The organism is Psychrobacter sp. ANT_WB68 (assembly GCF_008369115.1).
Classification (GTDB): Bacteria; Pseudomonadota; Gammaproteobacteria; order Pseudomonadales; family Moraxellaceae; genus Psychrobacter.
In genome coordinates, this window is record NZ_VOAZ01000003.1 from 335,502 (window position 1) to 357,689 (window position 22,188).

Consider the following 22,188-nt stretch of genomic DNA (forward strand, 5'->3'; position numbering starts at 1 on the left):
TCAGTCTATTAATGGTCATCTCGCAACAACATTGAGACTTTATGAGTTTAGATTTTAAAACACTGATGTTTTATAAGGCTTAGATTTTATAAAGATAAGGGTATATCAAACCACTTCGCCGCAGATAAAACCACTGGCCCACGCCCATTGAAAATTGTAGCCACCAAGCCAGCCTGTGACGTCGAGCACTTCACCGATAAAATAAAGCCCATCTTGATGTTTGCTTTGCATGGTCTTTGACGATACCTCATCGGTTGTTATGCCGCCGCGCGTGACTTCAGCGGTACGATAGCCTTCGGTGCCAGACGGTTTTAGTTGCCAGCCATTGAGCATTGCGCCAAGCTCTATCAGGCGCTCATCTTTAATATTGGCAAGCTCTGTGTCTTTGATATCGTCCCACAAATGCGTTTGTAGCGCTGCCAGCAGTTTTTTCGGTAAAGCATTGTCGGTCTTGTCTGCCAAAACCGTCCGGATGAGCTGCCGTGGGTGTGATTTTTTATGAGTTAGCAAAAGCGCAGTCATATCGATATCAGGCAGCAAATTGATGGTGATGGTTTCGCCAACATGCCAATAGTTGGACAGTTGCAGCATGGCAGGTCCAGATAGTCCGCGATGGGTAAATAGCAGCGGCAACTTAAAGGAGATGCGCTCATTACTGGCAATCACCGGCAGACTAATACCAGCAAGCGTACGAATCAGCTCACCAGTTTTATCGGTAAAGGTAAAGGGAACAAGACTTGCATCGGTTGCTATCAGCGTATGCCCGAACTGCTGCGCAAGCTCATAACCAAAGCCACTAGCACCTAATGTCGGAATCGATAAGCCGCCCGTCGCTACCACGAGTGACTGACAGCGATAGTTGGTTTGTGGCAGCTTGGTCTGATTGGCTGACTCTTTTCTCTCTTGTTTTTCTTTTTTACTGAGCGCTTTGGTTGTTGATAATTGAAAGCGGGATTTTTTATCGTTTTCGAGTGCTTGCACGCTGTCGATTTGGGTATTGAGCTTGACTTGTACACCGACGGCGGCACATTCATCAAGGAGCATGGTTAAAATATCTTGCGCCGAGTCATCACAAAATAGCTGCCCGTGCTCGCGCTCATGGTAGGGGATTTTATGTTGCTCAACCATGGCGATAAATTCCCAACTCGGATAACGACTGAGCGCTGATTTACAAAAATGTGTATTGCTGCCGATAAAATGCTCAGGCTCGACGAAGTAATTGGTAAAGTTACAGCGCCCACCACCGGACATGAGGATTTTTTTACCAGCTTTATTGGCATGGTCGAGCACCAAGACGCGGCGACCACGGCGACCTGCGGTGAGTGCACAATATAACCCTGACGCACCAGCGCCAATGATTATGACATCATAATGCGAGTATTGTGAGGCAGTGCGGTGATTGTCCATGGTTGATAATTCCTGATTTTAAAAGAGCAAGTAAAACTCGTAGAGCCTGTTGTGATATAAAGAATGAGGATAGAAGTTGCAGCGCTTTATATCAGTTTGCTATTGTCCATGTTTTATAACAGGTTACAAGGATTAAATAGCATTGTTGCAGCTGCATTGTAAAAAACAGCTGCTATACAATCTTTATTGTTAAATACAATGGTGTGCTATGCAATTGTTGTGATTCACGGTTGATGTCTTGCAACCCTCCCGCTTATTTGTCAAACTGTCCTTAAGGGTCACATTATGGAAGATGACTCTTATTACCTGTAGCGTTTATTGCTCGACAACTAATGTTCGACGATAACCGCTACAGGTCATAATAATTAGAAAAGGATGACCACGATGACTCAGAAATCATTTCCTATCGCGGCTGAATTTGTCGCCGCTGCCAACACCACTGCCGAGCAATACGCCAAAGATTATCAACAATCTATTGAATCACCCGAGGCAAACGATGCCTTTTGGGCAAAGCGTGCCGAGCTGATCGATTGGATAAAAAAGCCCACCAAAATCAGCGACGTCAGCTACGATTTAGAAGACTTCCGTATCAAATGGTATGAAGATGGTGAGCTCAATATCTCGGTCAACTGTCTTGATCGTCATGTCAAAAACAACCCCTATAAGCCTGCCATTATTTGGGAAGGGGACCATCCATCACTGCATAAAATTATCTCATTTAAAGAGCTGCATGAAGCAGTTTGTCGCCTAGGCAATGCGATGCGTAAGCTTGGGGTCAAAAAGGGCGATCGCGTCACTTTATATATGCCAATGATACCAGAGGCTATAGTGGCCATGCTGGCGTGTACACGCATTGGGGCGGTGCATTCGGTAGTGTTTGGCGGCTTTTCTGCTGAGAGTTTGGGCAACCGTATCATCGATAGCCAGTCTAAATTGGTCATTACTGCTGACGAAGGTATTCGTGGCAATAAGCGAACGCCGCTTAAAGCCAGTGTCGACCGTGCGTTAGACATGGATGGCACGGACAGCGTGACCAACGTCATTGTCGTGCATCGTACGGGTAATTCGGTACCGATGAGTGGTCGCCGTGATGTTTGGTATCACAGCTTGGTCGATGGTGAATCAAAGCATTGCGAACCTGAGGTTATGAACGCTGAAGATCCGCTATTTTTATTATATACCTCGGGCTCAACGGGCAAACCCAAAGGCGTGTTGCATACGACTGGTGGCTATATCACTTATGCACTATCTACGTTTCGAGATGTCTTTGATATTAAAGAGGATGATATCTACTGGTGTACGGCTGATGTCGGCTGGGTGACAGGTCATACGTATGCCACTTATGCACCGCTTGCCAATGGCACGACGACGGTTATGTTTGAAGGTGTACCAGAATATCCAACGTGGGCGCGTATCGGACATATCATTGATAAACACCAAGTCACGGTTTTATACACGGCACCGACGGCTATCCGTGCCATGATGAAAGAAGGTGATACCTTTGTCCGTGAGTCGGATCGCTCAAGCTTGCGCTTGCTCGGTACCGTTGGTGAGCCGATCAATCCTGAAGCTTGGGACTGGTACTATCATGTCGTCGGCGGCAGCAAATGTCCGATTGTCGATACGTGGTGGCAGACGGAAACAGGCGGTATTTTACTGGCGCCGATACCGGGCACGGTAGATATGAAACCAGGTGCGGCGATGAACCCCTTGTACGGTATCATACCAGTCATCGTTGATGGTGATGGCGAGATACTCGAAGGTGCTGCGGAAGGCAATCTTGCGATAAGCGGCGGCTGGCCGGGGCAGATGCGCACCATTTATAATGATCATAAGCGCTTTTTAGAAACCTATTTTACAGAGTATCCGGGTTATTATTTCACTGGTGATGGCGCGCAGCGTGACGAAGACGGGCATTACTGGATTACCGGACGGGTGGATGATGTGCTTAATGTCTCGGGGCATCGCTTGGGCACTGCAGAGATTGAGAGCGCGGTGGTTGCGCATCCAGCGACCGCTGAGGCAGCTATCGTCGGTATGCCGCATGAGATTCGCGGTATGGGTATTTGCGCCTTTATTATTCTCAAGTCGGGTGAAACCGCCACTGAATCACTAAAAGCAGAGCTGAATCGCCATGTGCGCGCGGAGATTGGTCCAATTGCCAATTTAGATGCTATCTATATCGTTGATGTTTTACCCAAGACACGCTCTGGGAAAATTATGCGCCGTATCCTGCGTAACCTCGCAGCAGGCCAGTATGTTGGACTGGGTGATTTGTCTACCCTTGCTGATAGCTCCGTTATCAATGAGTTGGTTGACGTGGTCAAGGCTGAACGCGGAGACTAGATATTAGTATTAACAGTTGGGTATTGCTAAAAAACATTCAGTAAACTGACGCTTAATTTCTAAAAAGCCATGTTATTAAAGATAGCATGGCTTTTTTACGTAGGTAATATTGATATTGGCAGGCTTTAAAGGTTCAATATACTAAAATTGCTGCGCTGTTTTTATAGCACAACGGTTATCGTTCCTATTTTGCCCCACACTTTATAAGGTTTACTGTCATTATGCCTGACTCTTCTTTGCAACCTACTCAGACATCATCGCCGAAAATTGCCATTATCGGTGGGGGTTTGACGGGGCTATTTACTGCTACCTTATTAGAACGTGCTTTTAGCCAAATTAATGACAAGCAAAACGATAACAAATCTCTGCTACCGCAAATCACTATTTTTGAAAAATCGCGCAGCGTTGGGCGCTTAGCGACTCGTTATCGCACCGATAGCCATACTAATAAAAACTGGCAATGGGCATTTGGGGCGCAGTTTTTTACCGCCAAAAGTGCAAGCTTTCAGCAGTTTATTAAGCCTTGGTTAAAGACGGATTTACTACAGCCTTGGTGCGCGCAAGTAGTGAATTTAATCCCAATAAATGCGAATAATCAGACACCTGATATTCAACCTAAAGAGCAATGGAGCAGTATACAAGCGCGCTATATCAGCACGCCAAAGATGACCAGTTGGGGGCGAGCATTAGCCGATGAGTTACAGCATACCACCATCAATTTTAAAACTCGCGTTGCACCTTTGGCTCAATATAACCAAACTCTCGCTAATAAAGCCAGCAGAAAAACTAATAAGAAAACTGAGCTATTTGACGAAGAGGGCAACAGTCTTGGCAGTTTTGATTGGGTCATTTGCACCGCGCCAAATGCTCAGGCTGTAGAGCTAATGGCAGATAGGGGCTTTGCTGAACAAACAAAAATTACTGAGTCACAAATGCAAGCCTGCTATACCTTGATGCTCGGCTGGGATGATAAGCAACCATTGCCTGAGGCGCTAAGCTGTCAGGAAATGGCGTGGGATGTGGCTTATGTACAGAATTCTATACTTGATAGAATATTTATCGAGCATCAAAAGCCTGCACATAACGAGCTATTACCTAGCATCACTATTGATGCGCGCAATGATTGGTCGGAGCAGCATGTCGATGCCGACATTGATACCGTAAAAGCGCAGTTGCTCGTAGCCGCCAAGCAAGCTTTAGGTTGGAATGCAGACAGTATGCCGAGCCAAGTAGACTGTCATCGTTGGCGTTATGCTGCGACCATCACGAATGCTAATAAAGACGAATTAGGAGTGTTGGTTGATAACGAGAAGCAATGGATTGTCAGTGGTGATTGGTGTGGACAAGGCAATATCGAAAGCTGCTATCAAATGGCAACACAAGCCGTCGCAAGGATTTGCGCGCACTCATTAATTAGTGCGGATTAATTAATCTGCGCCAATTAAGTAAAAAGAGGTAGTAGGCTATGTTTGGATTTGATATCGATATACAGCTGATGCAATACCATTTTTTTCAATTGGGTATTGCCTTTATTCTCTCTTTGCCGATTGCACTCAATCGTGAGATGAAAGACAATGGCGCTGGGCTTAGAACTTTCCCCTTAGTGACCATTGCTTCTTGTGCTTTTATGCTCGTAGGCATGGATATCTATGATTCGACTGGTGAGGCGAGAATCATGTATGCCATTATCACCGGCATGGGTTTTATCGGTGGTGGGGCGATTTTTAAAAACGAAGAAGGCTCCAAAAGCACAGCAACGGCAGCGAGTTTATGGAATACCGGCGCTATCGGTATTTCGGTGGCCTACGGTCGCTATGAGATTGCTATTATTTTATCGTTTGTGGGCTTTTTAATTTTGCAGTTCTCAGAGCCCTTTAAATCAAAAGATAAGCTCTAATGTTCGATACCCTTTAGAATGCAACAAACTTTATTAGAAAGGCATCATTTTTAGCAGTCGAGATAGCGATACCAATCGATAGGAATAGTAAGCCATAGAAATAATAAAACTAAATAATGTAAAGCACAGGCAAAAAAAGAGCCCACGAAGGAGGGGTCGTGGGCTGAGGAAAACTTATCATGCAACTGCTCTAATGTTAAGGCTTACGAGTCACAAATAAATTGAGCAAGATTTATTATTGTTAATATAAAGATGATGTCAAAACCCCATATTTCAAGAAATTCTTACATCTGCTTACAAATTCCAGTGTACAACTGTATTTTTTACTTTTTCATCATAACCGAAATTTAGTAATTTACCTAGTTTGCTTACATGTCATTACGTTTTGGGCATTATGAGTGGCTAAGATGAACGTTAAAGGCTGAGTAGGATAACAAGGTCTATATAAGTGTTTATTGGCTAAAATGATTGATAATTTGTTAAGGCCAAAACCAAGCGACAGAGATGGCATGACGCCATGCCCGAAAAATGCTAAGCTAACCACATTCTTATTGTTCATTATAACTGGGTTTGCCATGACCGAGAGTACACAGCTGCACACGCCAGAAGAAAAACCGCTGCCGGCGCAAAATGATAAAAGCATTTTTAATCTGCCTAATAATCTAACGATTGCGCGTATTTTAATGATTCCGCTATTTGTAGCGATCGCCTATTGGCCACCTGCGATGGGGATTGGCATGCCAGCGATTTCTGATAACGTCATTGCGAAGGTTGGTATGAGTGACTTTAGCGATAGTCTATTGCGTCACTTATTATTAACGGGCGTGTTTATCTTAGCGGCGATTACCGATTGGCTTGATGGTTATTTTGCCCGCAAACTCAACGTGGTATCTGCTTTTGGACGTTTTTTAGACCCCGTCGCTGATAAGTTGATGGTAGCCGCCGCGCTGATTATCTTGGTACAGTGGCATCCCAATATCATTATGGCTATTGCCGCGATTGTGATTATCTCGCGTGAAATCGCCGTATCGGCATTGCGTGAATGGATGGCAGAGCTCGGTAAAAGTACCAGTGTGGCGGTTTCTTATGTTGGTAAACTCAAAACTACTTTTCAGATGATCGCCATCACCGTCTTACTGTTAAACTGGGAATCGCTTGAAACCATTGGCTATGTATTGATGGTAGCGGCAGTGGTTCTGACTTTATGGTCGATGATGATTTATCTAAAAGCCGCCTGGCCTTATTTAAAACAAAGTGGCTAACTTGCCATGATTATGAGGCGCCATTTGATTGTAAAAAACACCAGTAGCTTGATACTACTGGTGTTTTTTTATTCTTAGTATTGCCTTAACACTTTGATATGACTGTTTTAAATGTTGATTGTTTGTCTCGTTAAGATATACTAAAAATAGTAAATGATAGCCAAAATAGATAAGTAAAAATATGGAAATAATAATCCAGATAAGGAGTATCGCATGAAGCTACGTGAGGGGCTGTCGTTTAGCGTCGTTTTATTATTTGCCTTATTAACGGGTTGTTCATCATCGCCAACGATGCAAAAAGAAACAGCAGAGGTGGCACAAAGTACGCAAGCAGAGTCTGCCCAAGACACTGCGGCAAATAAGCAAGCTGATTCAATGCAGGCAGAGTCAACGCAAGATGCGACTGCCTCAGAACGTTTGGGTACTCAGTGGGGTGATGATGTGGACTCTCAAGTGACCGTCGTCGATCTAAGTCGTGTCAGTGACGAGCCTATTGCACAAATGCAGGTTTCCTATGCCGATAAAAATTATAAGGGGCGTGCGGTAAATAGTATGTCATTGCTCGCTGGAAAAGTTGAGTTTTCAGCCGCCACTGATAACGGCAAATTACCACTTTACCGTGATGGTAGTAACTACTATCTACAAGGAAAAGCAGGTCAGGCTTATCGTTTGGTTTATAATAATAATAGCGCCAATACTTACGAAATCGTCGCCAGTGTCGATGGCTTAAATGTTGTTGATGGCAGTACGGCGAGTCGTTATGATGGTGGTTACGTGTTAAGACCCCATGATGAGTTGGTCATTGAGGGCTTCCGAAAAAGTGACAGTGCGGTTGCCTCCTTTATTTTCAGCAAACCAGACAATGCTTATGCCGCTAATACCGATAGCGGTTCTATAGAAAATACCGGAGTAATTGGTACCGTCATTTATGAGCTTTACGATCCTACTAAGCCTAAACGACCTGAGCCAAAATCAAAATCGCCAAAGGCATTTCCAGCAGATAATGCATATGCAAAGCCGCCACAATAATTATCAATCATGCCTGATTGATGCATGATTAAATGAATTATAAAAAACGCCAATCGTGATAAGCGACTGGCGTTTTTATTATTTGTATTCGTGATTACTTATTTTACTTCTACTCATTATTAAGTTATTACAGCTTGATAGAAAAGTTATCACCTAAGCTTTTTTCAACTGCATTATCAGTCAAAGCCGCTGCTGCCATTTTGACAGCACTAGTAATCGCATTGCCATTGGCCCAGTATTCCGCACCATGTGGCACTACTTTGATAAGTTGCACGCTTGGATCTTCCTTGCCTTGTTCAAAATAAGCGTTATACATGACCGACCAAAGCTCATTGAGCTTTTCTTCATCTTCAACCAATTCAGCGCTACCAGAAATAGATAAATACTTATCAGATTCTTGAGTGACATAAGCCAAATTCACTTCTGGATTTTGTTTAATATTATCAACGGTCTCAGAAGGCTTATGACCAATAAACCAAATCTCTTTAGCGCCAATACTGGTCTCGGTGGTATTCATCGGGCAAGAGTGCAGATGATTTTCGCCATTGCGCGTGGTCATCATGGTGTATTTAATATCTTTTACCATCGCTTGGATGGTGTCCATTTGCGCTTGTTTATTCATGATAGCTGTCCTTTACTATTGAAATGTTAAGTTAAAAATTTTGGCTTTAAAAGTCGTCAGGAAATTATGCTTTAGTAAAATAATACGTCGTTCATAAATCTTAGTGAATGACCCAATAAATGTAGAATCAGTTGTTAATATAATGAAGTTGCCCGATAAAACTATATAGGTACTCTGTAATGGGCTGTGATGCTTTGTAAGCTTTTATGCTATTGAAAATATAAAGGAATTTATGGAAATATAGGAAAGATTTAAGCGATAAAAAAACGCCAGTAAGCATATCGCTACTGGCGTTGTTATTTATCTTCTTTTTATCTACCTTCCTTTTATTTACCTTCAGTGCGCTACTGATAGCTTATAAAGAGACAGAAAAGGTTTCACCCATATCTTCAGCGGTTTTACCCTCTTGTAGCGCCGCTGCCGCCATTTTGAACATGTTCACGACAGTACTGCCGCTGAGCCAGCATTCTGCACCATGAGGCACAACCTTAATCAATTGTACGTTTTCATCTTCTTTGCCATCGGCAAAAAAAGCGTTATAGACAGGTGACCATAGCTCATCTAGTTTGTCTTTATCCGAAACAAGTTCTGCATCACCACTGATAGATACGAAGTTCTTCTCATCTTGAGTGGCATAAGTCAGACCGATTCTTGCATCATCTTGAATGTCTTTGACGACGTCTGAGGATTTATCACCAATAAACCAAATTTCTTTATTATTGAGATTGACTTCGTTAGTGGTCATGGGCCAAGCATGAATATCACCTTTTTTATTGGTGGTACTCATCATAGAAAATTTAATGTCTTTAATAACGTCTTGAATTTTATCGATATGCTCTTGGTTACTCATGGTGATTATCCTTTGTCATTATAGTGATTGGTTTTTCGTTAATGGATTATTGTTATTGATTAAGTTTTTAATTCATTAAATCTTTAGTTAGACGGTTAAGCCTTAGATAGGTAAGAAATTAACTCGCCAGCAACTGCTACCTAGAATAACGACTACTGGTAGGTTGTTTATATAGGTGGCCAGTAATGCGATGTGAGTGTTTGTAAGGACTATAAGGATTGAGTAAAAATTGTGACGTTAAACGCTAAAGCTTTCTATGATGAAAAGCTTATGTGTCAAGTTAGAGGGGTAATACAGAAGCCAAAAAGACAAGGCTAAGATAAAGTCAGCACAGTTATTTAGCCCTAATTGTTTGGCAACGGTTTGCCAAATCTATATCTAACCACTTGCGCAATTTATCTTGGTTTTGACCTGCTTATTACAGGGCTTCTTGTTATAATACGCGAACCATTTACTTAGCATGGCAGAGATGCCTGTTATTGCCTATATCCTATGGAATATGCCTTTATGATGACCATCGCCGGACAACCGTTTCTTACCGATTTTCAGACGCAGCAACTCATCAGTCAGTTTCAGCAAAAAACCGAGCTAAATGTCAGCCAGATTCATACCCAGCAAGTGTATGTGTTATCACGAGAACTCGAAGGTGATGAGCATAAAAAAGCACTAGACTTACTTGCTGTCGACAGTACCACTGTCCTTGCCGCGCCAAAAAGCAACCAGTTACAAGTCACCGTTGGCCCACGTTTTGGCACCATATCGCCATGGGCAAGTAAAGCGACTGATATTTTTAATAACTGTGAAATTGCGATCAATCGTGTCGAGCGTGTGATTGTTTATACGCTAACTGTCGATGGAGAGGCAGGCGATAAACTGCCAGTAGACGCTGAGCAATTATTATTTGACCGCATGACCCAGAGCTTGGTTTATGATTTAAATGATGTGAATAAATTATTTGATGATGAGCAGCCTGCATCATTAAATCATATTGATGTGATTGGTGAAGGTCAGGCAGCGTTAGAAGCCGCCAATACAGAATTCGGTTTCGCCTTATCGAGCGAAGATATTGATTATTTGATGAATGCGTATGTCAATGAGCTAAAGCGTAATCCGACCGACGTTGAGCTAATGATGTTTGCACAAGCAAACTCAGAGCATTGCCGTCATAAGATTTTCAATGCAGAGTGGACAGTAGATGGTGCAGTACAACCTAAGTCACTGTTTCAGATGATTAAGAATACTTATAAAGCCAATCCGCAAGGTATCTTGTCGGCTTATAAAGACAACGCCGCAGTAATGGCAGGGTCTGACGGTATGCGTTTTTATCCTGTGCCTACTGATGCGATGGATGTCAACTCTGCGCATCCTTACGATTTCCATCAAGAAGAAATCGATATCTTAATGAAAGTTGAAACTCATAACCATCCAACCGCAATAGCTCCTTATGCGGGTGCAGCAACTGGCGCTGGTGGTGAGATTCGTGATGAAGGCGCAACCGGTCGCGGCGGTAAGCCAAAAGCAGGGCTAACGGGTTTTCACGTCTCGCACTTACATATCCCAGAGCTTGCGGAAAAATGGGAGCAGTCAGGTCAATTAAGTACGCAGGACTATGGTACGCCGGATCGTATGGCAACCAGTCTTGAAATTATGACTGAAGCACCATTGGGTTCAGCCAACTTTTCTAATGAATTTGGTCGTCCAAATTTATGCGGTTATTTCCGTAGTTTCCAATTGGATACCTCAGCGGAAAAAGATGGCAGTCAAATGCGCGGCTATCATAAGCCAATCATGCTGGCAGGTGGTTACGGTAATATCAAACGCAACCTCATTGAAAAAAACGCCATTCAGCGAGGTGATTTATTAATCGTCCTTGGTGGTCCTGCGATGCAAATTGGTCTAGGTGGCGGTGCGGCCTCTTCTGTCGATAGCGGCTCACTTGATGAAGGCTTGGACTTTGCTTCTGTACAGCGTGATAACGCTGAGATGGAACGTCGCTGTCAAGAAGTCATCGATCGCTGTTGGGCATTAGCGGGCAACGATATTGACGCTAGTAACAACAGTAAAGATGGCAACCCAATCGTCTCATTACATGACGTCGGTGCCGGTGGTCTATCAAATGCCATGCCAGAACTGGTCAATGACCATGAAATGGGCGCAGTACTTAATCTACGTAAAATCCCATCGCTAGAAGCCGGCATGTCGCCAATGGCCATCTGGTCGAACGAAGCACAAGAGCGTTATGTCTTGGCAATTCGCCCTGAAAGTAAAGATCAGTTCGATGCCATCTGTGCTCGTGAGCGCTGCCCGTATGCCATCTTAGGGGAAGCCACTGAAATACGTCAGCTAGTCGTTAACGACGAATTGCTACCAGAACAGCCAGTCGATATGCCGATGCAAGTATTGCTCGGTGGTACGCCGCAGATGAAGCGTAGTTTTGAGCGTCAAGAGAGTACCTTACCAGCTCTAGAGCTTGGCGAAGTCAATCTAGCCGAATCAATCAAAGACGTATTACGTCATCCAACCGTTGCTAGCAAATCATTCTTGATTAGCATTGGTGACCGCTCTATCACCGGTATGGTTGTCCGTGATCAGTATGTTGGTCGTTATCAAGTGCCTGTTGCCGATTGCGCCGTTACTGCTTCAGGCTTGATTGCGCTTGATGGTCAGCCAATGAGCGGTGAAGCAATGAGTGTCGGTGAACGTACGCCAGTTGCTTTGATTAATCCAAAAGCCTCTGCACGCTTAGCCGTTGGTGAAGCAATTACCAATATCGCAGGCGCACGTATTAGTCAGTTATCCGATATCACTATGTCAGCAAACTGGATGGCAGCGTGTGGCGATGATGCGGAAGACGCGGCATTGTTTGATGCCGTCTATACCGTTGGTGAAGAGCTATGCCCAGCACTTGGTATCGCTATTCCAGTCGGTAAAGACTCGTTATCGATGCGTGCCAATTGGACAGACGACAATGCTGAAAGCGGTAGCCAAGATAAATCAGTCGTCTCACCAATGAGCTTGGTTATCACTGCTTTTGCCCCTGTTATTGATGTCGCAAAAACCTTAACGCCTGAACTTATTAACGGTGATAGCGCCTTCTATCGTATTGACTTGTCTAAAGGAAAATTGCGTTTAGGCGGTTCAATCCTTGCGCAAACTTTAAGCCAATTGGGTAACGACTGCCCAGATTTAGCACAGCCAAGCGACTTGGTCGACTTCTTTAACTTTATCCAAGCGGGTAACGCGCAAGGCGTCATCAGCGCTTATCACGATATAGGTGATGGCGGACTACTGGCGACTATCGCTGAGATGCAATTCACTAGCCGTCAAGGTATCAAGCTGTCGTTGACCGATGACAACTTATTGGGTCAATTATTCAGTGAAGAGCTGGGCGCGGTTATTCAAGTATTACCAGAAAACGTCGCGGCTTTAATGCAAATGGCAGTAGAATTTAATGTCAGCGATATGCTTAGCCTTGTCGGTCAAAGCATTGAGGAAGACAGCTTAATTATCCAAACGCCAACGCTAAACGGTGATAAAACGCTTAGCTTTAGCCGTAGCGAGCTGCAACAAGAGTGGAGTCAGGTCAGCTATCAAATCGCCCGCCGCCGTGATAACCCAGCTTGCGTACAGCAAGAATATGACTTGATTAGCGATGTCAGCCATCAAGGTCTTATCGCTGCGCCAAACTTTGATCTCAATCAAAAAGTTGAAGAACCATATCTAGCTAGCCGCGAAAACAAACCAAGAGTCGCTATCCTGCGCGAGCAAGGCGTCAACGGTCAGACAGAAATGGCAGCAGGTTTTACTCAAGCAGGCTTTGAAGCGGTCGATGTCCACATGAGCGACTTGCTCAGCGGTCGCATCAATCTACGTGACTTCGATGGTTTGGTTGCTTGTGGTGGCTTTAGTTACGGTGACGTACTGGGCGCAGGCTCTGGTTGGGCAAACTCTATCTTGTTCCATGACGAGTTGCGCATGCAGTTTGTGCGCTTCTTTGCCCGTTCGGATACCTTCTCACTCGGCGTCTGTAACGGTTGTCAGATGATGGCGCAGTTAAAAGACCTCATCCCAGGCGCGGAAAACTTCCCACGCTTTATCGCCAATAAATCGGCTCGCTTTGAAGCGCGTACGGTCAACGTAAAAGTTGAGCGCACCAAGTCTATCCTGTTTAAAGGTATGCAAGACAGTATCTTACCAATCGCTATCGCCCACGGTGAAGGCTATGCCACCCTTAACGAGACAGAAATCGATGGTATGGCAAAACATGGTCAACTTGCCATGCGCTTCGTCGATAGTCAAGGTCAGTCAACTGAGACTTATCCGCTCAATCCAAATGGTTCGGTCGGTGGTGTCACGGGTCTATGTAGCACTGACGGTCGCGTCACCATCATGATGCCGCATCCTGAGCGTACGCTACGTGCTTACAATCACAGTTGGAAACCAGAAGAGTGGGACGAAGACGGCGCGTGGATGCGTATGTTCCGTAACGCTCGTGCTTGGTTGCGTTAGGATATAGCTTAAGTTGTTTTAAATCACTGTTTTAAACATAAAAAAAGGTGGGCTTCGGCTCACCTTTTTTGTGTTTGGGATTTAGGTTTTTAAAGTAGGGGGGGGCGTTTTATCTTATGTTGTAATCAGTATCAGATTGATATCTGCTATATTAATAAACTCAGTACATTTAGCTCTGACTAGATTTTAAAAATAAAAGAGAAATATATGAGTAATTCAAACGAACACATTGAAGATTTTTTGAAATACTATTTCGAGTTAAAAAATTCACCACACTATGCTGTTTTACTAAAAGGTAAATGGGGTGTCGGTAAAACTTGGTTTTTAAAAGAAATGATGGGAAATCTGTATAACTCTGACTATCGAGTAAAAACGCACTTATATGTGAGTTTATATGGCGTCGCTAGTTTTGAAGAAATAGAAAATGAATTTTTTAGACAGCTTCATCCTGTATTATCATCTAAAGGTATGGCGTTAGTAGGAAAAATTGGGAAAGGGCTTCTTAAAACTACCCTAAAGATTGATCTAGATGGTGATGGCAAAAGTGATGCTAGTGTAGTATCTCAAGTTCCTGATATAAACTTACCAGATTATTTGCGTAATACAGAAGGTTTAATCTTAGTTTTTGATGACCTAGAGCGAGCTTCAATGGATTTAGAGGGCTTATTAGGCTATATCAACTATTTCGTTGAGCATCAAGGTTATAAGGTAATAATTATAGCTAACGAAGAGGAGTTATTTGATAAAGAGGAAAAAAAAGAAGCCAGTTATAGACGTATAAAAGAAAAATTGATTGGTAAAACTTTCGAAATTCAGCCTCGCCTTGATTTAGCAATTAATAATTTTATTAATGAAATAGAAAATGCTGCTACACAGAAATTTTTTAATAATAATATAGACTTAATTAAAGATTACTATCTACGTTCTGGTTATTTAAACTTAAGACACCTAAGACAAGCATTAATGGATTTCGCGAGATTAATAGAGTTTGTTTCTAGTGATATTAGAGAAAGAGAAGATGTTATCGAAGAGTTGTTGTCTATATATTTAGTGCTTTCTTTTGAGATAAAAAGTGGAAAAATGTCGCCTGTTGATATTGATAAACTTGAAGATTTGTATTTTACTGAACTCGCACATAAGGGTGGCGGTAAAGAGGTCGAAATTGACGGCTTCTATATAGAATTAAAAGAGAAATATCCCATGTTTGATCCTTTAGATATGTTGCTAGAAAAGTCAGTATGGAAAGATATATTTGATAAGGGGTTAATCGATAATGAAAAGGTACACGAATCCTTAAGAAGTTCGCGTTATTTCCATAGCGAAAACAAACCAGAGTGGATGCAACTCTGGCATTTTATGTATTTGAGAGATAGTGATTTTGATAGTCTTTTAACTATCGTGAAAGAGCAGTTTCGCAGTAAAGAATATAAAGAATTAGGTGAGATAAGGCATGTAACTGGCTTGTTTTTAGAGCTTGTAGACCGCAGTCTTTTAGATATGACGAAAGAAGAAGTTTTTGAAATAGCTAAAAATAATATTGATAACTTGATTATGGAAGGGAGAGAAATACCGCATTTTGATTATGTTGAAATTTATGATGATACGCAGACATTTGGATTAGAGTTTCGTAATAGAAACGATAGCAAGTTTATAAGATTATTAGAATATATGACTGAAGTATCTAAAAAGCAGATTTCAGATAATTTACCAGAAATTGCTAAGGAGTTATTAGAAGATATAAAAAATGATGCGGATAGTTTCTATAAAAAAATATACTATACTGGTTCGGTAATTATTTACCAAAAAGAACCAGTGTTAAAGTATATAACACCAAATGATTTTGTAAGAGCTTTTATTGAAACCGAACCCTATGCGAGAAGAAGTATTGCGTTAGGAATTTCATCTAGATACAAGAAAACGCCAAGCATTGAGGTTTTTTTACCAGAATTAGATTGGTTAAGAGAAGTAGTGAGTTTATTAGAGAATGAAATAGAATCTAGAAAAGGTAAAGTTAGTGAGGCACAAATTAGATATCTTATTAATGCGTACTTTAATCCTGCTATTACAGCTTTAGATGAGACTAATAATAGTGATGCGGATTAAAAGTAGCGTAATTTGTATCAAGGTATAAAAGCCGCCGCATATATATAGATGGTGGGTTGATTTTCCTAACATTCCTTACGGAAATTTAGAAAATAACCCACCCCACATGCTTACTCATTTTCTGAACTTTTTTTATGCTTCTTCTGAGCCTCAGCTATTAAATCATGAATCTTCGCGCTTTCCTTTAGCACACAAGCATCATATGCAGAGAGAGGTTCAGCTTCTTGCTGTTTTGCTTGCTCTTGTTGGGCTTTTTCTTCTAGATACTTCTGCAGCTCGTCTTGCTCATTTGGTTGAGAGTTACTCATGGCTTATATATCCTAATATTTTTTATTCATTAATAAAAGTCATCACGACCAGCATACTTCTTATTGAGTGCCTTTAAAATAGCATAAGTTTCTAAATCCAGCTCGCCCGTTGGCTGCTGCGGTCTGAAGTGCAATTGAAAGGCATAAACGACATTGCGACTGTCTATATCCCATTCATCAGTGTCATTGATTTGATAGCCATAATCGCGAAACGCTTGCTTAATCTCAGGTATCGTTGCCGCTGCAAACGCGTCTTGATGCATAAAAAATTGCTTATCAAACTCATCATACCAAGCACCAATCCCATACTCTTTATACAGCCGTTGCCACGGGAATTTTGCACCGGGGTCAATCTTACGTGAAGGTGCCATATCTGCATGACCGATGATATTCTTTGGTGAAATGTTATATCTCGCTGCCAAATCTTGCACCAATTGTGCGACTTTTTTAATCTGCAATTCATCAAATGCAACATAGTGCTCATACGGATGGTAGTCGAGATTGCCGTTTTTTAAAGCGTCTCGATATTCAGGTTTAATGCCGCTATTGACAATCTCGATGCCGATAGAGGTATCGTTGAGTATCATTCTACCTGCAAAGCCACCATCGCCAGCATGCCAAGCGCGTTCACTTTCAGGTACTAAGTTATAAATCTTGTCATCGTTATGGTCTAAAATCAGATAGTGGGCGCTGACTTGACCTGTAGTCAATGTCTTTATGGATCGGTCATTATCTGAGACGGTATAGTGCAGGACGATGGATTTAATTCGCTCGCTCTTGCCTTGGGCTTGATAGGTATCGCTATCGATGATGTAGCGCGGCTCTGTGGTTGGAATTGATACGCAGCTAATAAGTGGTAGCGTCATAAACGATGTTAATACCGATGCCAATGCTAAAGATTTAATGTTTTTTACCATGAAATGCTCTGTATGAAAAAAGGTGGGCGATGGTGCTCACCTTTATTTTAAGATGATAGGAGTATTCATTATTATAAAGTTTTCTAGGGTTCTATTTTCAATCCTGCTGAATCTTCTTTTTAAGTACCGTCTTCCAACTATCTTCTAAACACTCAATCTTTAGCCAAGGTTCAATGACTTCCGCTGCAAATTTTTCTTTTGAATTTGATAGCTGCCACAATGTCTCAAGTGTTGCAAAAGGATAGGGACGTTCAATTAAATAAACTGGTAAATCAGCGCTAATCATGCCATCACGCACGACCTGAAAATACCAGCCAGCGATACCTTGCTTAGTCACCCAAGAGGCGATATTGGGCACTTTACTAAATTGTCCGATTTGGTCATTGATTTTATAGCATGGTCGTCGCGGTTGGACGATACGAAGTTGTACGCTGTCGTTATCATCAGTATTGCCATATTCAAAGACATCACCAATACACACCGTAGACTCATCCATTGCAGGCAGACCATTTACTGCTTCGGTGGTTAAATTTTCACCCAATGTCCCAACGCGTACTTTTAGACCAAACTCTGCGTTAATCTTATCGTAAGTCGCCGTTGCTAGTTGATGTACCGCCTTTAGTGGACCGCCATGATGGCGTCGGTCGGCTTGTTCATCGGTGGTGAGACCCATAAAATTGACCGCGACAGGCGCTTTGATAGGCGCTTTATCAATCGCGCTCATCTCTTCACGGGCGAATGGCATGGCTTTGCCAGCACGGACGCAGGTTAGAGTGGCGATATGTAGCGGAAGCGCTTGATTGAAATCAGTACTATTTTTTTGAGTAGAAGATGCTATCGTTTTTGGGTTTATAGGTTCTATGCTCATGGAAGATTCCTAATCTATAGTGATTCATTAGGCGAGTGGCTATATCGATGTCAATGCTAGTATTAATAATAATGTGTATTATCTTAGCCTAATAGTGTGCTCAGTTATAGGGTATTCGTATTTCAGAATGGTTCAGCATTACAGGTTCTGTCAGAACGTTAACAGTTATAAAAAATTTAAAGTTTATTAATGCCAAATGTTAAATAAAAAAAGACCAGAATAGCTATCTGGTCTTTTTTTAAGCAGTGTTGGCAATGAATAAGATTATTTATTTTTATTGCGGCGACCAGCGGTTTTCTTTTCACGCGGTACAGCGACCAGCTCAGCCAATTGATCCGGTGATGACCATAGACCTTCTAAGTCATAGAACTCACGCGCCGCTGGCGTCATCATGTGCACGACCACAGCGCCCAAATCAATCAAGGTCCAGTCAGAGTCGATACCGCCTTCGCGACCAAGTGGCATAAAGCCCGCTTGCTTTGCTTCAGCGCCGACACTGTCAGCCATCGCGCGCACATGGCGCTTAGAAGTACCGTCAGCGATGACAATACGTTCCATCACATCTGTTAATTCTGCTACATCCATTACGGTGATGTTTTTTGCTTTCATATCGTCTAGCGCGTTTTCGACTACCGCTAAGCATTCTTCTAAGCGTTCTTCAGTCATGGTGTTGGTCATAAATTGTAATCTCTTGAATCGTAAATATTAAAAATAAAATGGTAAATCGTCACAGTGCATTCTCTAACGAGCCACATATAGGCAGACGTTTTTTTAAGACAAAATGCACAAAGTGGGCAAAATTAAAAGTATAAGACGATTTTAACGGAATTGGGCAGCAGAATATAGCTGATGGGCAATAATATATTGATAAACAGCAGGATTTAGCCATTTAGCGAATGAATTGGGTGCAGTATTGCTAATGATAGCATTTATTGGTTGTAAAAATGCGATTTGCGTTTCAGCAGCGTGCTTTATATGTAATGAGTGAGGCGTTCGCGAGTGTGATTGATGCAGGTACTGCCGAACTTGCGTACTTGATATCGCTGCTACGGGACGCGGGTCTATATAAATGCGACCTTGATAAGCATTTTTCAAGATAGGGCTATCTGTTAAATGTCGAAAAGGCGGTATGACCAGTTCAGTAGCTGAAACAGTGACTAAAGGTTGCAATGGCACAGGAAGTTGAGATTTTAACTGGATCAGCAAATCAGTTTCAGAAAATCTTTTATGAATATCAGGATTTTCCTCACGATTAAAAACCCATAGATTGACATAATCGGTCAGCGATAAACCATCCTTCCATTTATCCAAACTGCGTGCACTGTCCATCCCCATGATAAATATCAGGCTGTCATTTGGATAGCGGGCGCGTAATATCTGCACACTATCGATAGTATAGACGGGCGGCGCTTGCCACAGCTCAAGCTCATTAATTTGTAAAGGTGTCTCTTGCGTTGCCAGTCTTAGCATGGCCAATCGATGCTCAGGATGGGTGCTGTCCTCTTTAAAGGGTGAGCGCGCATTGGGCAATAATGACACCTGTAGCTCGCGTTGCTGCTGCTTAGCTAGCGGTAGCAGACTTTGATAAACGTAAATCGCCAGTTGCAAATGACCGCTATGCACAGGATCAAATGAGCCACCCAAATAAGCACGAATGGCTGGGGCAGTATGGGTTACAGAGTGATGGTTAACAGTATTTGGCATAAATAAGTGAATAAAAAGCTGATAAAAAAACGGTTATGATGAATGTATTTTAAATGGACTATAACATGTGATTATCCACTTATCGCGCTTATCGATTTTATTAGGCCTAACTATAGCGTTTAACAGCCATAAAAAAACCGACCATCATTTTGATAGTCGGTTAAATATAGAATGATTACTCATAAATTTTAACGCAATTAAATTGCATCGCTATCGGCTTGGATGGCAGTTAGAGCGATGGTATAAATAATGTCATCGACCAAGGCACCACGGGACAAGTCATTGACCGGCTTATTTAAGCCTTGCAGCATCGGTCCAACACTGACCACATTAGCACTACGTTGTACCGCTTTATAAGTGGTGTTACCGGTATTGAGGTCTGGGAAGATAAAGACGTTGGCTTGTCCAGCAACGGGAGAATCCGGTGCTTTTTGTTTACCGACACTCATGACCGAAGCGGCATCATATTGCAGAGGTCCATCGACCGCAAGATGTGGCGCGCGCTGGCGGACGATTTCAGTCGCACGGATGACTTTTTCGACGTCAGCGCCCGTACCTGAAGCGCCGGTTGAGTAGCTTATCATCGCCACTTTTGGGTTAATACCAAAGGCCGCTGCCGATTGCGCCGATTGAATAGCAATCTCAGCGAGCTCTTCCGCTGTTGGGTCTGGATTGATGGCGCAGTCACCATAGACGACCACTTGCTCAGGTAACAGCATAAAGAAAACTGACGACACTAATGAATACTGCGGCGCGGTTTTAATTAACTGGAACGCTGGGCGGACGGTATTAGCGGTCGTATGTATCGCACCAGAGACCAAACCATCAACTTCGTCCATCTGTAGCATGGTCGTGCCTAAATAAACCGTATCTTTTAGATATTCAGCAGCGACTTCGGCATTGGTTTTGCCTTTACGGCGCTCGACCACGGCGGCGATATATTTATCCATATCAAGCGTGTCAGGGTCGATGATTTCAAGACCTTCTGGCAAGACCAAGTCGCGGTTTTTAGCGACTTGTTCGACATCGCTACGCTTAGCGAGTAGTACGCAATTGGCAATACCTCGGCTTTGACAGATACAGGCAGCTTCGACCGTACGCGGCTCAGAGCCTTCTGGTAGCACGATACGTTTTTTGGCATTTTGGGCTTTTTTCACCACCTGATGACGGAACGCTGATGGGGACAAACGCGGCTCATGATTTTGGCTAAAGTAGGCTTTAATCCAGCTCAAATCCAAATGTGCAGCAACGTAACGCGCCACTTCTTCCGCGCGCTCAGTATCATCGCTTGGAATCTCTGAGCTCATGTGTACGAGGCTTTGTACTGTCTCATAGCTGTCACTTTCGACGCTCATGACGGGGATGCCAGTTTTAAGTGCCGATTGCCAGAGCTCAGCTACCGTTTGACTTGGTACCACGCCGCCAGTTAAGACCAATCCTGCCAGTGGAATGCCGTTGATGCAGGCAAGTCCCGCTGCCAATAATAAATCATCACGGTCACCGGGTACGACGATAAGGGTGCCACGTTTGAATACTTCATCAACGCGCGCAACCGAGCGCGCCGTCAAACTGATACGATTGATACGGCGTGATTTTGCCTCACCAACATTGAGCCAAGTGGCATCAAGTTCAGCGGCAATATCCCACGTACGGGCTACAGATAATGAGTCGCTAAAAGGTACCACGCCAATTAAGCGAAACTGTTCGGTATTAAAATGCGGTGATAGACGCTGTACTTCTTGCATAAAGCCTTCATCTAGTTGCACGACGGCTTCACCAGGGGCAACGATTTGATTTTCTAAAGCACTTTGCGTATTCGGCAAGTCATGTATACGCATCAAAATGCAGCCGAGCGTGCGATCACTGGCCATACCACCAAATTCGCGGGCATGGACGTCAAGTTTATCGGCTAAATAGGCGGGCTTACTGGTGTCAGCGGTGCTGACAAAAACGATTTTGGCATCTAGCGCATGGGCAATGGCGCGGTTTATTTGTGAGGCATAAGAGGTTTCGGTGGTCGGCACCAAGCCTTCGCAGATGACCACATCATAGTCATCGCCGAGGGTATGATAGTTGACGACCACTTCTTCCATCAAGTCATCAAGATTGCCATCACCAAGCATACGCTCAACCCGTTGACGGCTGATAGATTCGGGTGGCTTAAGACCAAAAGCATGCATCGCTAAGGCGCTTGAGCTGTCTAAACTGTTTTGCTTATCCAGCGTATCGTCTTGTAAAAACGGCTTCATAAAGCCGGCTTTCATACCGTTATAATCAAAAGCTCGAATCAAGCCTAATGCCGCTGACGTCACACCGATACCGCGGCTGATGGGCACAAGTAAAATAGTTTGCATAATGTATCCTAC

16 protein-coding genes are annotated in these 22,188 nt (G+C 43.1%); 7 read left to right on the forward strand and 9 right to left on the reverse strand.

The genetic code is table 11. From position 1 onward, the window contains the following. Positions 1-105 precede the first annotated feature (105 nt). Complete coding sequence (locus FQ084_RS09930) at positions 106-1,407, reverse strand: NAD(P)/FAD-dependent oxidoreductase (protein ID WP_149490474.1); 1,302 nt, start codon at positions 1,405-1,407, stop codon at positions 106-108. Positions 1,408-1,791: 384 nt separating this feature from the next. Between FQ084_RS09930 and acs the strand changes: the two genes are divergently transcribed. From acs to FQ084_RS09955, 5 genes are all read left to right on the forward strand, one after another. Beyond that, on the forward strand, positions 1,792-3,753 hold the full coding sequence (acs, locus tag FQ084_RS09935) for an acetate--CoA ligase (RefSeq protein WP_149490475.1): 1,962 nt from the start codon (positions 1,792-1,794) through the stop codon (positions 3,751-3,753). Positions 3,754-3,974: 221 nt separating this feature from the next. After that, the gene (locus FQ084_RS09940; RefSeq protein ID WP_149490476.1) at positions 3,975-5,180 is read left to right on the forward strand and encodes an NAD(P)/FAD-dependent oxidoreductase; all 1,206 of its coding nucleotides are present in this window, start codon (positions 3,975-3,977) and stop codon (positions 5,178-5,180) included. Between the two features lie 38 nt (positions 5,181-5,218). After that, positions 5,219-5,650, forward strand: a complete 432-nt coding sequence (locus tag FQ084_RS09945; RefSeq protein WP_149490477.1) for an MgtC/SapB family protein — start codon at positions 5,219-5,221, stop codon at positions 5,648-5,650. 575 nt (positions 5,651-6,225) lie between these two features. Beyond that, entirely contained in the window at positions 6,226-6,912 is a 687-nt protein-coding gene (gene pgsA, locus FQ084_RS09950; protein ID WP_149490478.1) for a CDP-diacylglycerol--glycerol-3-phosphate 3-phosphatidyltransferase, read from the forward strand. Positions 6,913-7,203: 291 nt separating this feature from the next. After that, positions 7,204-7,941, forward strand: coding sequence for a hypothetical protein (locus FQ084_RS09955; RefSeq protein WP_410477343.1), 738 nt, complete (start codon positions 7,204-7,206; stop codon positions 7,939-7,941). Between the two features lie 127 nt (positions 7,942-8,068). Here the strand turns inward: FQ084_RS09955 and FQ084_RS09960 are convergent, their stop codons facing one another. Next, positions 8,069-8,563: a pyridoxamine 5'-phosphate oxidase family protein gene (locus FQ084_RS09960; RefSeq protein WP_149490480.1), complete on the reverse strand. Its 495-nt coding sequence runs from the start codon at positions 8,561-8,563 to the stop codon at positions 8,069-8,071. A gap of 355 nt (positions 8,564-8,918) precedes the next feature. Then, positions 8,919-9,413 (reverse strand): pyridoxamine 5'-phosphate oxidase family protein, encoded by a 495-nt coding sequence (locus FQ084_RS09965; protein ID WP_149490481.1) that lies wholly within the window; start codon positions 9,411-9,413, stop codon positions 8,919-8,921. 507 nt (positions 9,414-9,920) lie between these two features. Between FQ084_RS09965 and purL the strand changes: the two genes are divergently transcribed. Both purL and FQ084_RS09975 read left to right on the forward strand, forming a co-directional pair. Next, positions 9,921-13,922 carry a phosphoribosylformylglycinamidine synthase gene (purL, locus tag FQ084_RS09970; protein WP_149490482.1) on the forward strand — a complete coding sequence of 1,334 codons (4,002 nt, stop codon included), beginning with the start codon at positions 9,921-9,923 and terminating at the stop codon, positions 13,920-13,922. A 207-nt stretch (positions 13,923-14,129) separates the two neighbouring features. After that, complete coding sequence (locus FQ084_RS09975) at positions 14,130-16,025, forward strand: P-loop NTPase fold protein (RefSeq protein ID WP_149490483.1); 1,896 nt, start codon at positions 14,130-14,132, stop codon at positions 16,023-16,025. Positions 16,026-16,135: 110 nt separating this feature from the next. Here the strand turns inward: FQ084_RS09975 and FQ084_RS09980 are convergent, their stop codons facing one another. The 6 genes from FQ084_RS09980 to pta all read right to left on the reverse strand — a co-directional run bounded on the left by FQ084_RS09980 (position 16,136) and on the right by pta (position 22,176). Then, positions 16,136-16,333, reverse strand: a complete 198-nt coding sequence (locus FQ084_RS09980) for a hypothetical protein (protein WP_149490484.1) — start codon at positions 16,331-16,333, stop codon at positions 16,136-16,138. Positions 16,334-16,362: 29 nt separating this feature from the next. Next, positions 16,363-17,250 carry an N-acetylmuramoyl-L-alanine amidase gene (locus FQ084_RS09985; RefSeq protein WP_149490485.1) on the reverse strand — a complete coding sequence of 296 codons (888 nt, stop codon included), beginning with the start codon at positions 17,248-17,250 and terminating at the stop codon, positions 16,363-16,365. Positions 17,251-17,347: 97 nt separating this feature from the next. After that, positions 17,348-18,118: an MOSC domain-containing protein gene (locus FQ084_RS09990; RefSeq protein ID WP_149490486.1), complete on the reverse strand. Its 771-nt coding sequence runs from the start codon at positions 18,116-18,118 to the stop codon at positions 17,348-17,350. Between the two features lie 264 nt (positions 18,119-18,382). Beyond that, positions 18,383-18,796, reverse strand: a complete 414-nt coding sequence (gene rsfS, locus FQ084_RS09995; RefSeq protein ID WP_149490487.1) for a ribosome silencing factor — start codon at positions 18,794-18,796, stop codon at positions 18,383-18,385. Between the two features lie 141 nt (positions 18,797-18,937). Then, positions 18,938-19,822 (reverse strand): nicotinate-nicotinamide nucleotide adenylyltransferase, encoded by an 885-nt coding sequence (locus FQ084_RS10000; RefSeq protein ID WP_149490488.1) that lies wholly within the window; start codon positions 19,820-19,822, stop codon positions 18,938-18,940. Between the two features lie 197 nt (positions 19,823-20,019). After that, positions 20,020-22,176, reverse strand: coding sequence for a phosphate acetyltransferase (gene pta / locus FQ084_RS10005; protein WP_149490489.1), 2,157 nt, complete (start codon positions 22,174-22,176; stop codon positions 20,020-20,022). Between the last annotated feature and the right edge of the window lie 12 nt (positions 22,177-22,188).

What these genes read in the sequence shown, in the direction of transcription:
- FQ084_RS09990 (WP_149490486.1), bottom strand. Translation starts at nt 18,118, where the DNA reads ATGAGCATAGAACCTATAAACCCAAAAACGATAGCATCTTCTACTCAA.
- FQ084_RS09985 (WP_149490485.1), bottom strand. Translation starts at nt 17,250, where the DNA reads ATGGTAAAAAACATTAAATCTTTAGCATTGGCATCGGTATTAACATCG.
- FQ084_RS09940 (WP_149490476.1), top strand. Translation starts at nt 3,975, where the DNA reads ATGCCTGACTCTTCTTTGCAACCTACTCAGACATCATCGCCGAAAATT.
- FQ084_RS09965 (WP_149490481.1), bottom strand. Translation starts at nt 9,413, where the DNA reads ATGAGTAACCAAGAGCATATCGATAAAATTCAAGACGTTATTAAAGAC.
- FQ084_RS09955 (WP_410477343.1), top strand. Translation starts at nt 7,204, where the DNA reads ATGCAAAAAGAAACAGCAGAGGTGGCACAAAGTACGCAAGCAGAGTCT.
- pta (WP_149490489.1), bottom strand. Translation starts at nt 22,176, where the DNA reads ATGCAAACTATTTTACTTGTGCCCATCAGCCGCGGTATCGGTGTGACG.
- FQ084_RS09930 (WP_149490474.1), bottom strand. Translation starts at nt 1,407, where the DNA reads ATGGACAATCACCGCACTGCCTCACAATACTCGCATTATGATGTCATA.
- acs (WP_149490475.1), top strand. Translation starts at nt 1,792, where the DNA reads ATGACTCAGAAATCATTTCCTATCGCGGCTGAATTTGTCGCCGCTGCC.
- purL (WP_149490482.1), top strand. Translation starts at nt 9,921, where the DNA reads ATGATGACCATCGCCGGACAACCGTTTCTTACCGATTTTCAGACGCAG.
- FQ084_RS09980 (WP_149490484.1), bottom strand. Translation starts at nt 16,333, where the DNA reads ATGAGTAACTCTCAACCAAATGAGCAAGACGAGCTGCAGAAGTATCTA.
- rsfS (WP_149490487.1), bottom strand. Translation starts at nt 18,796, where the DNA reads ATGACCAACACCATGACTGAAGAACGCTTAGAAGAATGCTTAGCGGTA.
- FQ084_RS09960 (WP_149490480.1), bottom strand. Translation starts at nt 8,563, where the DNA reads ATGAATAAACAAGCGCAAATGGACACCATCCAAGCGATGGTAAAAGAT.
- FQ084_RS09945 (WP_149490477.1), top strand. Translation starts at nt 5,219, where the DNA reads ATGTTTGGATTTGATATCGATATACAGCTGATGCAATACCATTTTTTT.
- FQ084_RS09975 (WP_149490483.1), top strand. Translation starts at nt 14,130, where the DNA reads ATGAGTAATTCAAACGAACACATTGAAGATTTTTTGAAATACTATTTC.
- pgsA (WP_149490478.1), top strand. Translation starts at nt 6,226, where the DNA reads ATGACCGAGAGTACACAGCTGCACACGCCAGAAGAAAAACCGCTGCCG.
- FQ084_RS10000 (WP_149490488.1), bottom strand. Translation starts at nt 19,822, where the DNA reads ATGCCAAATACTGTTAACCATCACTCTGTAACCCATACTGCCCCAGCC.